Below are 15,109 nucleotides of genomic sequence, written 5' to 3'. Positions count from 1 at the left end.
GCTCTGTTAAATGGCAGAAAACATTCATATCATTACGCAACCCGTACGGATATATAGGGCACCTTTGTCTTATAAAAAGCGTACGTTGCGTATATCGTAACGTACGCTTTTATGCATTCCTATGCATATCGTCAAGCGGCGGTATGCTTTTTTTTGTTTATTTTCCCTTGTTTAGTTCCGAGAAAAAACTTTGGAAGGTGGAAAAATGTGATGAGATTGTATGGGTTACGAAATGTAAATGTGATGGGTCTGGATAGTGGATAAAGAAATGAGCGGGAAACGAGAACGAGAAGGGAGAGGTTACATTGTTATCGGTATTACTAAAGTTAAAATGGTTTTTTAAAGAGCATTGGAAGAGATATAGTATCGCCATTGGAGCTCTTTTAATTGTAAATATAGTTGAAGTCATTCCCCCGAAAGTATTGGGGGTTACGATTGATAACATAAAAACAGGAACGTTATCGAATGAAGCTATTATGCAATCTATTCTTATTTTAATAGGGGTTACGATCGTTGGATATGGTCTTACTTTCGTTTGGCAACATCAGTTGTTTGGGGGAGCATTCGTACTGGAGAAGACGATGCGCTCTAAATTTATGGGGCATTTACTTAAAATGACACCGACGTTTTATCAAAAAAATCGTACTGGTGATTTAATGGCGAGAGCGACAAATGATTTAAAAGCAATTGCTATGACAGCTGGTTTCGGTATATTAACGCTCGTGGATTCGAGCTTATATATGCTTACGATTGTCTTTATGATGGGATTTACAATTAGTTGGGAGCTTACATTTGCGGCACTTATACCGCTTCCGATTATGGCGTATGCGATGAATATATATGGAAAGAAATTGCATGAAAGATTTACAGTTGCACAAGATGCGTTCGGTGATATGAACGATAAAGTATTAGAATCGATCGCTGGTGTGCGCGTTATTCGGGCATACGTACAAGAAAATGCAGACGAGGAAAGATTTCATCATTTAGGAGATGACGTCTACGAAAAAAATATGAAGGTAGCTAGAATTGATGCGTTATTCCAGCCGACTGTGAAAATGCTTGTTGGCCTTAGTTATTTAATCGGTTTAGTGTATGGCGCATATCTTGTATTTCAATCAAAGGTGACACTTGGTGAACTCGTTTCATTTAACGTGTATTTAGGGATGATGATTTGGCCGATGTTTGCAATTGGCGAATTAATTAATGTTATGCAACGAGGAAATGCATCATTAGACCGTGTGAATGAAACGTTAGCGTATGAACCAGATGTAAAGGATCCGAAAAATCCAAAGCTTGTACAAGAGCCGGATTATATTCAGTTTGATGATGTCACTTTTTCATATCCTTCATCAACTGAAACAAATTTGAAAAAGGTTTCGTTTACGTTAAAACAAGGGGAAACGCTTGGGGTTGTCGGAAAAACAGGAAGTGGAAAAACGACGCTCGTCCGTCAGCTTCTTCGTCAATATCCGCTTGGAGATGGGGATATTGCAGTCTCTGATGTGAAGTTAGATAAAATGACGAATGAAAATGTACTCGGCTGGATTGGATATGTACCTCAGGAACATATTTTGTTCTCCAAAACAGCGAGGGAAAATATTTTATTTGGAAATCGGGAAGCGACGGAAGAAGAACTCGAGAAAGCGATTGAAATTGCGGCGTTTACAAAGGATTTAGAGTTTTTACCAGAAGGGTTAGAGACGCTCGTTGGAGAGAAGGGTGTTTCTTTATCCGGAGGACAAAAACAAAGGATTTCGATTGCGCGAGCTGTTATTCAAAATCCAGAAATTTTAATTTTGGACGATTCGTTATCAGCTGTTGATGCTCGTACGGAAGCAGCGATCATTGACAATATAAGAACAGAAAGAAGTGGAAAGACGACGATTATTACGACGCATCGTTTATCTGCCGTACAACATGCGGATTGGATTCTCGTTATGGATGAGGGGCAAGTAATGGAAGAAGGTACGCATGATCAGCTTATCCAAAAGGGAGGCTGGTATGCGGAGCAGTTTGAAAGACAACAAGGGGAAAGTGAAAGTGTGGATAGTGGGGTGAAAATATGAGCGTTTCAAAACGATTGTTTCAATATGCGATGAAAGTAAAAGGGACAATTTTTGCAGCGATGCTAATGTTATTTATTTTCGTCATCGCAGAGCTTGCGGGTCCTTTCGTCGCGAAAACGATGATTGACGATCATATCGTTGGAATAGAGAAGCCTTGGTATGAAACAGAAAAGAGTGAAGAGGCTGTTTCGTATAATGGCGCCTTTTATAAGAGAAGTGATCGCTTTGAACAAGGTGAGAAAAAAGGAAAAGAAGTACGCGTGATGCAAGTCGGTTTTCAATATTACTTTGTGCCGAATAAAGTGAATGCTGAAGGGTCACGTACTGTAAAAGGTGATATGATTACCGTTCAAAATGGTAAGGCGGTGCAAGTGTATAAAGCGAAAGCATTAACGAAAGAAGAAGTGTTTGCGTTTTATAAACCAGAAATAAACCGTCTATTATTACTTGGTGGTGGCTATTTCGCTTTATTAGTAGTCGTTTCATTATTTGCATACGGAAAGCAATTTTTCTTACAGAAGGCAGCGAACAAAATTATTCAAATTATGAGGGAAGATGTGTTTTCTCATATTCAAACGTTGCCGATTCGTTATTTTGATCATTTACCAGCAGGGAAAATTGTATCGCGTGTCACAAATGATACGGAAGCGATTCGTGATTTATACGTAACGGTACTTGCGACATTCGTCTCTAGTATCATTTATATTATCGGGATATTTGCGGCGTTATTTTTACTCGACGTAAAATTGGCAACGATATGTTTACTTATTATCCCGATATTAATCGTTTGGGCAATTCTTTATAGAAAGTATGCGTCTGTATACAATCATAAAATGCGTTCACGTTTATCTGATATTAACGGAACAGTGAATGAATCCATTCAAGGGATGCCAATTATTCAAGCGTTCCGTCAAGAGCGTGAAACGAAAAAAGAGTTTGATGAATTAAATGGTGATTATTTTAAGTATCAAAATAAAATCTTAAATTTAAATGCAGCAACTTCGCATAACTTAGTAGGTGTATTAAGAAATATTGCTTTCACAGGTGTGATTTGGTATTTCGGTGGCGCTTCATTAAGTGCTACAGGCGTCATTTCGCTTGGGATACTGTATGCATTCGTTGATTATTTAACACGATTGTTCTCACCGATTACAAATATGGTAAATCAGCTTGCTAACTTAGAACAATCGCGCGTTGCATCAGAACGTGTTTTTGAATTGTTAGAGGAAAAAGGGGAAGCAGTAGAAGAGGAACGTATGCCTCGCTTACAAGGAAATGTGAAGTTTGATAATGTGTCGTTTTCTTATAATGGAAAAGATGAAGTGTTAAAAAATATTTCTTTTGAAGCGAAACAAGGCGAGACGGTAGCACTTGTCGGCCATACTGGATCAGGAAAAAGTTCCATTATGAATGTACTCTTTCAGTTTTATGAGTTTGAAAAAGGAAAGCTTACGATTGACGGACATGATGTAAAAGAGATGCCGAAACAAGCAACCCGTGAGCATATGGGAATCGTACTGCAAGATCCGTTTTTATTTAGCGGGACAGTGGCGTCTAATGTTAGCTTAGAGAATGAAAACATTTCAAAAGATCGTATCGTAAAAGCATTGCGCGATGTTGGTGCTGAAAGATTTGCGAACAATATAAATGAAGAAATTACGGAGAAAGGAAGTACACTTTCAACCGGAGAACGTCAGCTTATATCGTTTGCTAGAGCACTTGCTTTTGACCCAGCTATTTTAATTTTAGATGAAGCGACATCAAGTATTGATACAGAGACAGAAGCGATGATTCAACAAGCGTTAGAAGTTGTGAAAAAAGGAAGAACGACATTTATTATCGCTCACCGACTTTCTACAATTAAAAGCGCAGATCAAATTATTGTGCTTGATAGAGGGACGATTTTAGAAAAAGGCTCTCATGATGAGTTAATGAAAAAGCGCGGGCGTTATTACGATATGTACAAAACGCAAATGGAAGGAAATCAGAGCGCTTAATATGTACGGGGGAGAACTTGCGATTTTCGCAAGTTCTTTTTTAGTGAATCAGGGCAGTTAAATAAGAAGTATTATTTTACCTTTCCTACAATAAATGCTATATTAAAAAATGTTACTTATTTTTTGTATGTGGCGTTATTTTCCCCTTTTGTTTGATTATGAAGAAAAAGGATAAACTAAATAAGAACATTTTCATTGAAAAATTGTTCAAGATTGCATACAATCAATATAGTTTTTAAATTCCTATCAGAATACTTGGAGGATTACCATCATGAAAAAATTATTTTCAGTACTTGCAGTAACTACATTAGCAATCGGGATTGTAGCGGGCTGCGGTAAAGAAGAGAAAAAAGATACAGCTAGTCAAGACGCGTTACAAAAGATTAAACAAAGCGGTGAACTTGTAATTGGTACAGAAGGTACATACCCACCATTTACGTTCCACGATTCAAGCAATAAATTAACTGGATTCGATGTTGAATTAGCAGAAGAAGTTTCAAAACGTTTAGGAGTAAAACCTGTATTTAAAGAAACACAATGGGATAGCTTACTTGCTGGTTTAGATGCGAAGCGTTTCGATATGGTTGCGAATGAAGTTGGTATTCGTGAAGACCGTCAAAAGAAATATGATTTCTCTAAACCGTACGTTTCATCTTCAGCGGCATTAGTTATTGCGAAGGATAAAGATAAGCCTGCTACATTTGCTGATGTAAAAGGATTAAAAGGAGCACAATCTTTAACAAGTAACTATGCAGATATCGCTAAGAAAAATGGTGCGGAAATTATTGGTGTAGAAGGATTTAGCCAAGCAGCAGAATTATTAAGTTCTGGCCGCGCTGATTTCACAATCAATGATAAATTATCAGTATTAAACTATTTAGAAACGAAAAAAGATGCAAAAATTAAAATTGTAGATACAGAAAAAGAAGCATCACAAAGTGGATTCTTATTCCGTAAAGGTAGCGACAAGCTAGTACAAGAAGTAAATAAAGCGTTAGAAGATATGAAAAAAGATGGTACGTACGATAAAATAGCGAAAAAATGGTTCGGTGAAAATGTATCTAAGTAGTGCATTGGTTTCAGATCGATTCTCTACTTGGATAGATATTATGCAGTCTTCCTTCATGCCTATGCTGAAGGAAGCTGTTCTTACGACAATTCCATTAACGCTTATTACATTTATTATCGGGATTATACTTGCGACGTTAACGGCGCTTGCACGTATTTCAGGTAGTCGTATTTTACAATGGATTGCTCGTATCTATGTATCTATCATTCGCGGAACGCCACTTCTTGTACAGTTATTTATTATTTTCTATGGTCTTCCAACTCTTAATATTGAAGTTGAGCCATATACAGCAGCAGTTATTGGATTTTCATTAAATGTCGGTGCATATGCATCTGAAATTATTCGTGCTTCTATCCTTTCTATTCCGAAAGGGCAGTGGGAAGCAGCTTACACAATTGGAATGACGTATCCGCAAGCGTTAAAACGTGTTATTTTACCGCAAGCGACGCGTGTATCAATCCCGCCGCTTTCGAATACATTTATTAGCTTAGTGAAAGATACTTCATTAGCATCGTTAATTTTAGTAACAGAAATGTTCCGAAAAGCGCAGGAAATTGCGGCAATGAACTATGAGTTTTTAATTGTTTATTTCGAAGCAGGTCTTATTTATTGGGTTATTTGTTTCTTATTATCAATCGTACAACAGATGTTAGAAAAGCGTTCGGAACGCTACACATTAAAATAATCCTTTTACAAAAGGAGTTTTTGTTTTTATGATTTCAATTCAGCACTTACAAAAAAGTTTCGGAGATAATACCGTACTAAAGCATATAGATTTATCAGTTGAGAAGGGAGAAGTTGTTGTTATTATCGGGCCATCTGGATCTGGTAAAACGACATTCTTACGTTGTCTTAACGTGTTAGAAACGCCGAACGCTGGTAGTATTCGCATCGGTAATAAAGAACTCGACTTCTCTCAAAAAGTAACGAAGAAAGATATTGTCAATCTTCGTACGCAAACAGGTATGGTATTCCAGCACCATAACTTATTCCCGCATTTAACAGCACTTCAAAATGTAATGGAAGGGCTCGTTACAGTGAAAAAGATGGGGAAAGAAGATGCGAAGAAAAAAGCAAACTATTTCCTTGAAAAAGTTGGTCTTGCGGATAAAGTAGACTTATATCCGTTCCAATTATCGGGTGGACAACAACAGCGCGTTGGAATTGCTCGCGCGCTTGCGATGGAGCCGGAAGTATTACTATTTGATGAGCCGACGTCAGCACTTGATCCTGAACTCGTTCAAGAAGTTCTGAAAGTAATGAAGGAACTTGCTAAAGAAGGTATGACGATGGTCATTGTAACGCACGAAATGCGCTTTGCACATCAAATTGCAAACCGCGTTATTTTCATGGATGGCGGTGTCGTTGTCGAACAAGGTACACCAGAAGAAGTATTTACAAATCCAAAAGAAGAACGTACAAAGAAGTTTTTACAAATGTTGCAATAAATTAAGGAAGGTCTCAAGGCATATGCCTTGAGACCTTTTTGCCATATATATTTATTTGTGGAATCCGCCAAGGCTTTGCTCAGCCATTGCAACTAGACGTTTTGTAATTTCTCCACCAACTGAACCGTTAGCGCGAGCCGTAGAATCTGCTCCTAATTGTACACCAAATTCTTGAGCGATTTCGTACTTCATTTGGTCGATTGCAGCTGTTGCTCCTGGTACTACTAATTGATTTGAAGAATTTTGGTTTGCCATAGGAATATATCCTCCTTAGAGTTATAAAAATTTTTTTGGTTGGACTAGCTGGAGTTGAACCAGATTATCGCCCCGTTTGGCGCTAATCCATCGGTAATTAAGTTTGTACTCATAGTATGGATGTTACCTAGAAAGATATACGAAATAATAATTTGTAAATTTTGTAAAAAAATCTTAGTCGTTTCGTAAATTATGAAATAAGAGTAATCGTTGTATTTTTTTGAAAGAAGGCTAAACTAAGAGCGATTTGAAATATGTTTTTTATATCCCGCTACTCTGGGAAAAATCATTAACTTCTTATTTATGACTTATTACACGTATAGTTTTATTTTGAGTAGGAGTGAGACAGAGCGCTCCTATGTACTGATAACGTATGGAGGAATCGTGATGGGAATTTGCCCGCTTTGTAATGCATTAGAATCACAAACATATTCTTGTCAAAATTGCCAAAGTATACTCCAAGATTATGGGAAAACTGTAGATTACATAGACGATTATAGTGCGTATATGGACCAAGAGTTATTAAGTGCAGTAGATGGATTAACAAATAACAATTCAAATGAATACTGTAATCATATTTTTTATTGCGGAGTATGTAATGTGGAAACAGAGGTTGTAGTAAAACTTGTGTAAATGGAAAACTTCCACCTTATGAATGAGGTGGAAGTTTTTGTTTTCGTATTTGTGAGTGAATCATAGGGGACGGGATATGTTCGGTGTTTGATGGAGTTCCGGATTTTATTTGAGACATTTTTTCTTTTGTATCGCGCAAAGAATGTTCAGTTAAGTAGATGGCATATTCGTAAAATAATTGGCGCGTTAGTTCACTTTGTTCTTTTAACTTGGCGTCTTGGAATACAGTTCGCCCAGGTTTAGAGTTCGCTTCAAAGAGCCACGGGTTTTCCTGTGTGTCTAAACCGATATCAAAACCGATTTCTCCAATATTTCCGGTTACTTGTTCATCGAGCGCGTAACTAATTTGTAAGGCGGTATGTTTTAACTTATTTTCAATTTGAACTTGTTTTGTGGAATCTGGAAAAAGTTCTTGTAGTAATTTCGTATCACCACCGCTATTTACATGTGTTGTTAAGCTACCTTTGCCAGCAATTTTTGCGACGATTGCACTGACCATCCATTGGCCGAAATGATTTTTATTTGTATGAATGCGAAAATCAACAGGTTGCCCATCGAAGCGAAGTAAGGAAATACCTTGTTGTACGATAAATTTCTTTAAATCATGTCCTTTTAACACATGATTTAGAAGCGTTTCTAATGATTGATACTTTCTTAGTTTGTTTTCTTCATTTTCGCGATAACGACAGTAGTAGCAATTCTCTGCTTGAGAATAAAATAGTTGATGAATATTTCTCCCGAAGCTGCCGTGAATTGGTTTCATGTAAATCGATTTATACGTACCGAGAAATCGTTCTACTTGTTCGAAGTGTTGAAATGTTTCTGTGTTTGGTAAGAATGGCATGATTGATTCGTCTTTCATAAGAAGTTGATGCACTTCCCATTTATTAAAAAATCCTGGATTAAACCATGGAATCGCATAGTCATACTCTAATTTTCTTTTTGCTCTTACAATCGGTTTATAATTTTCGGCTTTCCGATTGGGTAATCGGTCATAAATGACGTTTGGGAAAGGCACTTTTTTCTTTATCCATTGTTCCTCTTGAAAGAAATATCCTTCAATTGTTTCATCTTCCCAGTCTATATGTTGCACACCAAAAACGAATACAAACGGTCGCAAAGTGAATGGCGGCGTGAGTAACTCGCCAAGAGAAGTTGAACGGTTTCCTAAAGGATGAGAAGAGTCATCGTTAAAACCAGTTGTGAAAATCCCGATTAATGGTCCAAAAATAATCGTTTCATTTTGCGTGAATGCATGGATAGTAGTGGAGTGAGGAAGCAAAAGTTTCTCTGCAATTTGTTGTCCAATAATGATTTCGCGAGTAAAGGAATAATGAATTTTTACCTCTTCACTGGCAACATGGCGTATACCGAAGGAAAGGGATGTAATGGGTGGTGTAATGGAAAAAATATAAGGTAAAGTAATACTATTTGGATGCTCATCTGAAATATTTAATGTATATATGTGTTCTTTCAAAATGTTGTTACCTCCTTTCATTATGGTGTAAAGCGACTAAACTTTAGTGGTCCGTGATATATTGTTTCGGCTAATGAATCACTATGACGAATGTAATGTTCGTACGGGGGAATCGTGTTGACATACATAAGCCAAATGGCCCCTTTTTGATCCATAATGGTGGAAAGCTCTAGCTCGAATAAAGAAGAATAAGATTGATCTAGTGTTTGAAACACTTCATTTATAATGTCATGTAAAGCGTCCTGTAACAATTGTACACCGGTACTAGATAATACGTATTTAACTTTTGAAAAGGAATGCAGCGAAGAATCATCCGTTACCGAAAATAAAAGTTGATCCGGAAATGAGCTCTTTTGTATAAATTGACCGATAACGTTCCACTTCTGCTCTTTATTTTTTTGTAAAATGGTTCGGATATGGAGCGGGTATGTTAATTGATTTGGTGGTTGCAACATTGTATGGGTGATGTAACGTGCTGAATGTATGTTACGTTTGTACCAAGATATAAATTCATCTGTCCGTTTGATTGGAGCAGAAGTATGATAAGCGGCATTTATCGTATCGATATGAAACGTTTTATTTTTATAAGCGACCCGGTACAGACTTTCATTGGAATGTGTGTTAGTAGGACGTATAATAATATCTTTTGTTTTTAATAACAGTTTGAAAATATTTTGTATCGTCGCTATTTCAAATTTTGGTATATAAGGAGATAATTTTTTATTCGTGAGAAATACATCATGCAGTTCGCTTAAGTCAATGAGTGTGTTATTTAAAAAGGTAGTGGAAGCACGGTTGTGTAATGAGTGAATAATTGACTTTGCTTTTTCAAAGTTTGTGTCCTCGTTAAAAGAAGAACGATCGTATATATAAGAAGGAATAGGGAATGTTTGCTCTTTCCATTTTCCTGTATCAGTATCATAAATCAGACCAGAAATAAGATCTGTTTTAGGATCAATACTAAATGGTGTAAACTGGGCAACGACATTATGATAAAGCCGAGCGCGTTTAGCGATTTCGGTGTAATACGTTTGCTCATAATGAGGCTGAGAAGTTAAAATACCAAGAACCAACGAAATCACTCCTTTACTAACAAAATGTTGGCACAATAGGCGAAGCTATATATTGCAAATACGTTTTTATACCATTATACTTTTGTCCGTATGATGATATGCTATAGTTTTGGAGAAGCGAAAGGTTGATTGTAATGAATATATGGTTAAGTATGTTAACGACGACAGGGCTCGGAGCAATTATTGGGGGATTCACAAATCATTTAGCGATAAAAATGTTATTTCGTCCGCATCGCCCTATTTATATTGGGAAATTTCAAGTTCCATTTACACCAGGGTTAATTCCGAAGCGCCGCGATGAACTTGCGGTTCAATTAGGAAAAATGGTTGTCGAGCATTTGTTAACGCCGGAAGGAATCGGAAAGAAGTTAACAAATGAAGAGTTTCAAAAAGGTTTAATCCACTGGACGCAAGTGGAAGTGGATAAAGTAATGACGAACGAACAATCACTGCGACAAATGTTAGAAAAATGGGATGTAGCGCATGTAGAAAAAGAAGCAACCGTGAAAATCGAACATGTGATTACAGAAAAGATTGAGGCATTTTTAGCAGAGTACTATACATATACATGGGAACAGGCTTTACCTCATTCTGTTCATGAAAAAATAGAAAATACGATCCCGAACGTTTCGGCATTTATTTTAGGGCGAGCAACTCAATTTTTTGAAAGTGAAGAAGGGAAAGCTCGTCTTTCAAAAATGATTGATGATTTCTTTGCTTCTAGGGGAACGCTGCTTAACTTAGTCGGAATGTTTTTAGGGAATGTAAGTGTAGTGGATCGTGTACAGCCAGAGGTTATTAAGTTTTTAGCGCAAGATGGCACAAAACAGCTTTTAACTGATGTACTGCAAAAAGAGTGGGAAAAGTTAAAAGGAAGAGATGTAAAAGAATTAGAAACATTTGTAGAAAAAGAAATGATTGTAAGCCCTATATTGTCAGCAGTTAAAGTGGAGGAAACAGTAAGTAAGTTTTTAAATCAATCTGTGCAGCAAGTATGTGAGCCAGTTCGAGAAACAATTATGGAAAAGGTAGTTCCAAGTGCAGTAACGAAAGGTTTGAAGTGGGGGACAGAAAACGTAGCGAGTATATTAAACAACCTCCATCTTGCGGAAATTGTCCAGCAAGAAGTATCCACATTTTCAACGGAGAGACTAGAAGATTTAGTGCTGTCCATTACAAAAAATGAACTGAAAATGATTACGTATTTAGGTGCCTTATTAGGCGGAATGATTGGACTCGTACAAGGATTATTACTGCTGTTTCTTAAATAATAAGATAAGTACATAGAAATAAAAGTGAAATTTCTTCACATCTCTTGCATAGTTTGATATGGTAAGAAGAGGTGCGTATGTAAACGTACTTAAAAGGCAGTGCGCATGACAAGTGCTAGCCTTCTAAAGGAGGAAAAATAAAATGACAAAAAACATTCATGATGTTGCATATGAATTACAAAAAGCAATCGCTGAAAACGAAGATTTCCAAACATTAAAAGCAAGCTACGCAGCAGTTCAAGCTGATACTGCTTCAAAGAACTTATTCGATGAGTTCCGTACAATGCAACTTGGCCTACAACAAAAAATGATGCAAGGTCAAGAAATCACTGAAGAAGATAACCAAAAAGCACAAGAAGTTGTAGTTCGCATTCAACAAGATGCTAAAATTACAAAGTTAATGGAAACTGAGCAACGCTTAAACATCGTTATCACTGACGTTAACAAAATTATCATGAAGCCACTAGAAGATTTATATAACGCGCAACAACAAGCGTAATAGTGGAAGACGCCCCTGTATAGAGGCGTCTTTTTTTGTTGGTTATTTGTGGAAATACTCCGTTTCAATATTCTTCTCCTTCAAAAACTTTTCAATTTCTTTTTGTTTCCTACCATTCACTTTCTCAAAGCGTTTTGTAAAAGAGAAATCAGTTTTGAATAAGTTACCATCTTGAGCGAGTTGGTCTAATTCTTGCTCTAGTTCTACTGAAAGTGCTGTAGACGATGAAATGTAATCATGAATTTTCTTCGAAGGCTGTTTGTAATCATCGGGGATCGTATTGTTACTAATAAAATTATGGAAGTTCGCATCATTTTGTTGTGCTAAATCTATTAGTTGTTTTAATTTCTCCCGATCGTATTCCGTGACTTCCTCGTCAGACATGGCTGACGAAAGTGGAACGATGTTTTCATATAACTCTCCGCTATAATCTAAATACGTTTTTATATTTTGTTTCATTTCATCTTCATTAATCGTTTCATTCTTTTTTGAGGAAGTGAATATAGTTTCTGGAATTTTAATCGTTACATCTTTAATAGATTGTACATCGTCTAATTTATCATATCGTGTATCATTTGCTTCATTAGATTGTGTATCGTGTGAACAAGCTGATAGCAATAAAATTATAAGTAACATGAGTGCATATAAAATATACTTTTTCATCTTAATCTCCTTTTGCATTAATATCTTTGTAAAATAGCTACATTCCATTTCAAGTATTTTACTAAAGCTGCGTATAGATGTTTTACCATTTGATAACAGATGACGGATATGAGTAAACCGCTGCAAAAAGCGATGAACACATTATAAACATCGGAATAGCTAATTTGATGAAACCCTTTAAAGAACCCTAGCCCTATTAATAAAATAGGTGAAATGATTAATACTGGAGTGGCAATGATAAGTGCTAGAAGAATCGGTAATAAAAAGAGTAGTACGAAAAAGGCGATAATGATAAAAGTACAGTTTAAAACACTTAAGCTCATAACAGAAAATAGTGCGGTTATCATATTTTTGAAGCTTCGTTTCTTGTCAGCATTGCTTATTGCATAGGAAACAGTAAGTTCTTTCGCGATCGTTTTAGGGTTTCCTAGTTTTCTAGCAATTTCTTCTTCGCATTTCCCATCTTGTTTACCACTGATAAAATGAGTTTCATACTCCGAAATAATATCTTTCTTTTCTACATTGGGTATATTCCGCAGGGAGGAACTAAGTTGTTCCAAAAAGTCACTTTTGTTCATAACAATCACTTTCCTTTATAAAATGATGAATTACAGATGAGAATCTGATTTTTGAAAAGAGAGTTCCAATTAATGGGTATTCCAATATTTACAAATATATCATTTACTAGTGTTCTTTGCAAGGTACTGTTAAGATTTTAATACTGTAACGAGATGGAAATTTCTCTTACATTTTTAGAGAAGTTATAAAAACATTATTTTAGGATAAATAAAGGGTTGTAAGCGCATTCCTTATTAGTTGTCAAAATACTGTCAAATTCATATTCTTGGAAAAATAATGCATTTGTACTATAATGATAAACAATACTTCACCACGTTAATTAACTAGGTGAAATTAAAAATCTTTATTACACACATTATGAAATAAAGGGATGATTAGTTTGACAAGTGTAAAAGCAAACGACGTGAAGACAAAAACAAAAGGAGCAGATCTTGTTGTTGATTGTTTAATTAAACAAGGTGTTACACATGTTTTCGGTATTCCAGGAGCGAAGATTGACTCTGTATTTGATGTACTGCAAGAAAGAGGACCAGAGTTAATTGTTTGTCGTCATGAACAAAACGCAGCATTTATGGCAGCTGCTATTGGTAGATTAACAGGGAAACCGGGTGTATGTCTTGTAACTTCAGGACCAGGGACATCAAATTTAGCGACAGGTCTTGTTACTGCGAATGCGGAGAGTGATCCCGTTGTTGCTTTAGCTGGTGCAGTTCCGCGTACAGATCGATTAAAACGTACGCATCAATCTATGGATAATGCTGCACTATTCGAACCAATCACAAAATATAGCGTAGAAGTAGAGCATCCTGATAATGTGCCAGAAGCATTATCAAATGCATTCCGAAGTGCGACTTCCACAAATCCAGGCGCTACTTTAGTAAGTCTTCCGCAAGACGTTATGACTGCGGAAACGACTGTAGAGTCTATCGGTGCGCTTTCTAAGCCACAGCTTGGAATCGCTCCCACACATGATATTACATACGTAGTAGAAAAAATAAAAGCAGCGAAATTGCCGGTTATTTTACTCGGTATGAGAGCAAGCACAAATGAAGTGACGAAAGCTGTTCGTGAATTAATTGCAGATACAGAACTTCCTGTCGTTGAAACATATCAAGCAGCTGGTGCCATTTCACGTGAATTAGAAGATCATTTCTTCGGCCGCGTTGGATTATTCCGTAACCAACCAGGTGATATTTTACTAGAAGAAGCAGACCTTGTTATTTCGATCGGTTATGACCCAATTGAGTATGATCCGAAATTCTGGAATAAACTTGGGGATAGAACGATTATTCATCTTGATGACCATCAAGCAGATATCGATCATGATTACCAACCAGAGCGTGAATTAATTGGTGATATTGCCTTAACAGTAAATAGCATCGCAGAAAAATTACCGAAACTTGTGTTAAGTACGAAATCAGAAGCAGTATTAGAACGATTACGCGCGAAATTATCAGAACAAGCAGAAGTTCCAAATCGTCCTTCAGAAGGTGTTACGCATCCACTTCAAGTGATTCGTACACTTCGTTCTTTAATTAGTGACGATACAACTGTTACATGTGACATCGGTTCCCATTCTATTTGGATGGCGAGATGTTTCCGTTCTTATGAACCACGTAGATTATTATTTAGTAACGGTATGCAAACGTTAGGTGTTGCACTTCCTTGGGCAATCGCAGCTACTTTAGTAGAACCAGGTAAAAAAGTAGTTTCTGTATCAGGTGACGGTGGTTTCTTATTCTCAGCGATGGAGTTAGAAACGGCGGTACGTTTAAATTCTCCAATCGTCCATCTTGTTTGGAGAGACGGCACATATGATATGGTTGCATTCCAACAAATGATGAAATACGGCAGAACATCAGCTACAGAGTTTGGGGATGTTGATCTTGTGAAATATGCGGAAAGTTTCGGGGCGTTAGGTCTTCGTGTTAACAAGCCTGATGAATTAGAAGGGGTATTAAAAGAAGCATTAGCAGCAGACGGTCCTGTCATTATTGATGTTCCAATCGACTACCGTGATAACATTAAATTAAGCGAAAAATTATTACCAAACCAATTAAACTAATGGAGGCAGATTTG

14 protein-coding genes are annotated in these 15,109 nt (G+C 36.7%); 9 read left to right on the top strand and 5 right to left on the bottom strand.

Annotation, left to right across the window (positions count from 1 at the left end):
- Positions 1 to 305: 305 nt before the first annotated feature.
- The 5 genes from AC3WTI_RS13650 to AC3WTI_RS13630 all read left to right on the top strand — a co-directional run bounded on the left by AC3WTI_RS13650 (position 306) and on the right by AC3WTI_RS13630 (position 6,580).
- Positions 306 to 2,066, top strand: coding sequence for an ABC transporter ATP-binding protein (locus AC3WTI_RS13650; protein ID WP_087957494.1), 1,761 nt, complete (start codon positions 306 to 308; stop codon positions 2,064 to 2,066).
- Entirely contained in the window at positions 2,063 to 4,063 is a 2,001-nt protein-coding gene (locus AC3WTI_RS13645; RefSeq protein ID WP_087957495.1) for an ABC transporter ATP-binding protein, read from the top strand. Before AC3WTI_RS13650 ends, AC3WTI_RS13645 begins: the two co-directional genes overlap by 4 nt.
- Positions 4,064 to 4,334: 271 nt before the next feature.
- Positions 4,335 to 5,132 carry an amino acid ABC transporter substrate-binding protein gene (locus AC3WTI_RS13640; RefSeq protein WP_087957496.1) on the top strand — a complete coding sequence of 266 codons (798 nt, stop codon included), beginning with the start codon at positions 4,335 to 4,337 and terminating at the stop codon, positions 5,130 to 5,132.
- Complete coding sequence (locus AC3WTI_RS13635) at positions 5,119 to 5,817, top strand: amino acid ABC transporter permease (RefSeq protein ID WP_492304371.1); 699 nt, start codon at positions 5,119 to 5,121, stop codon at positions 5,815 to 5,817. The genes AC3WTI_RS13640 and AC3WTI_RS13635 overlap by 14 nt, the downstream gene beginning before the upstream one ends.
- A gap of 28 nt (positions 5,818 to 5,845) precedes the next feature.
- Positions 5,846 to 6,580, top strand: a complete 735-nt coding sequence (locus AC3WTI_RS13630; protein ID WP_087957497.1) for an amino acid ABC transporter ATP-binding protein — start codon at positions 5,846 to 5,848, stop codon at positions 6,578 to 6,580.
- Positions 6,581 to 6,631: 51 nt separating this feature from the next.
- Here the strand turns inward: AC3WTI_RS13630 and sasP are convergent, their stop codons facing one another.
- A complete protein-coding gene (gene sasP, locus AC3WTI_RS13625) occupies positions 6,632 to 6,835 on the bottom strand; it encodes a small acid-soluble spore protein, SasP family (RefSeq protein WP_000013338.1) in 204 nt (67 codons plus the stop codon).
- 387 nt (positions 6,836 to 7,222) lie between these two features.
- Here sasP and AC3WTI_RS13620 point away from each other — a divergent pair, with 387 nt between their 5' ends.
- A complete protein-coding gene (locus AC3WTI_RS13620) occupies positions 7,223 to 7,468 on the top strand; it encodes a hypothetical protein (protein WP_071759244.1) in 246 nt (81 codons plus the stop codon).
- Between the two features lie 16 nt (positions 7,469 to 7,484).
- Here the strand turns inward: AC3WTI_RS13620 and AC3WTI_RS13615 are convergent, their stop codons facing one another.
- Together AC3WTI_RS13615 and AC3WTI_RS13610 are read right to left on the bottom strand one after the other, a co-directional pair.
- Complete coding sequence (locus AC3WTI_RS13615) at positions 7,485 to 8,945, bottom strand: YheC/YheD family endospore coat-associated protein (RefSeq protein ID WP_087957498.1); 1,461 nt, start codon at positions 8,943 to 8,945, stop codon at positions 7,485 to 7,487.
- 20 nt (positions 8,946 to 8,965) lie between these two features.
- Positions 8,966 to 10,018: a YheC/YheD family protein gene (locus AC3WTI_RS13610; protein WP_253621488.1), complete on the bottom strand. Its 1,053-nt coding sequence runs from the start codon at positions 10,016 to 10,018 to the stop codon at positions 8,966 to 8,968.
- 134 nt (positions 10,019 to 10,152) lie between these two features.
- On the opposite strand from AC3WTI_RS13610, the gene AC3WTI_RS13605 reads away from it, so the two are divergent.
- Both AC3WTI_RS13605 and AC3WTI_RS13600 read left to right on the top strand, forming a co-directional pair.
- The gene (locus AC3WTI_RS13605; RefSeq protein WP_142286601.1) at positions 10,153 to 11,289 is read left to right on the top strand and encodes a DUF445 domain-containing protein; all 1,137 of its coding nucleotides are present in this window, start codon (positions 10,153 to 10,155) and stop codon (positions 11,287 to 11,289) included.
- A 142-nt stretch (positions 11,290 to 11,431) separates the two neighbouring features.
- Complete coding sequence (locus tag AC3WTI_RS13600; protein ID WP_087957501.1) at positions 11,432 to 11,788, top strand: YlbF/YmcA family competence regulator; 357 nt, start codon at positions 11,432 to 11,434, stop codon at positions 11,786 to 11,788.
- 42 nt (positions 11,789 to 11,830) lie between these two features.
- Here the strand turns inward: AC3WTI_RS13600 and AC3WTI_RS13595 are convergent, their stop codons facing one another.
- Together AC3WTI_RS13595 and AC3WTI_RS13590 are read right to left on the bottom strand one after the other, a co-directional pair.
- On the bottom strand, positions 11,831 to 12,451 hold the full coding sequence (locus tag AC3WTI_RS13595; RefSeq protein ID WP_087957502.1) for an NDxxF motif lipoprotein: 621 nt from the start codon (positions 12,449 to 12,451) through the stop codon (positions 11,831 to 11,833).
- A gap of 17 nt (positions 12,452 to 12,468) precedes the next feature.
- Entirely contained in the window at positions 12,469 to 13,029 is a 561-nt protein-coding gene (locus AC3WTI_RS13590) for a DUF1700 domain-containing protein (RefSeq protein WP_087957503.1), read from the bottom strand.
- Between the two features lie 371 nt (positions 13,030 to 13,400).
- On the opposite strand from AC3WTI_RS13590, the gene alsS reads away from it, so the two are divergent.
- Complete coding sequence (gene alsS, locus AC3WTI_RS13585) at positions 13,401 to 15,095, top strand: acetolactate synthase AlsS (protein WP_087957504.1); 1,695 nt, start codon at positions 13,401 to 13,403, stop codon at positions 15,093 to 15,095.
- The last annotated feature ends 14 nt before the right edge of the window (positions 15,096 to 15,109 follow it).

This window comes from Bacillus sp. EB106-02-03-XG38 (assembly GCF_058792175.1).
The sequence above is the reverse complement of the archived record's forward strand: the minus strand, read 5'-3'. Positions and strand labels throughout refer to the sequence as shown.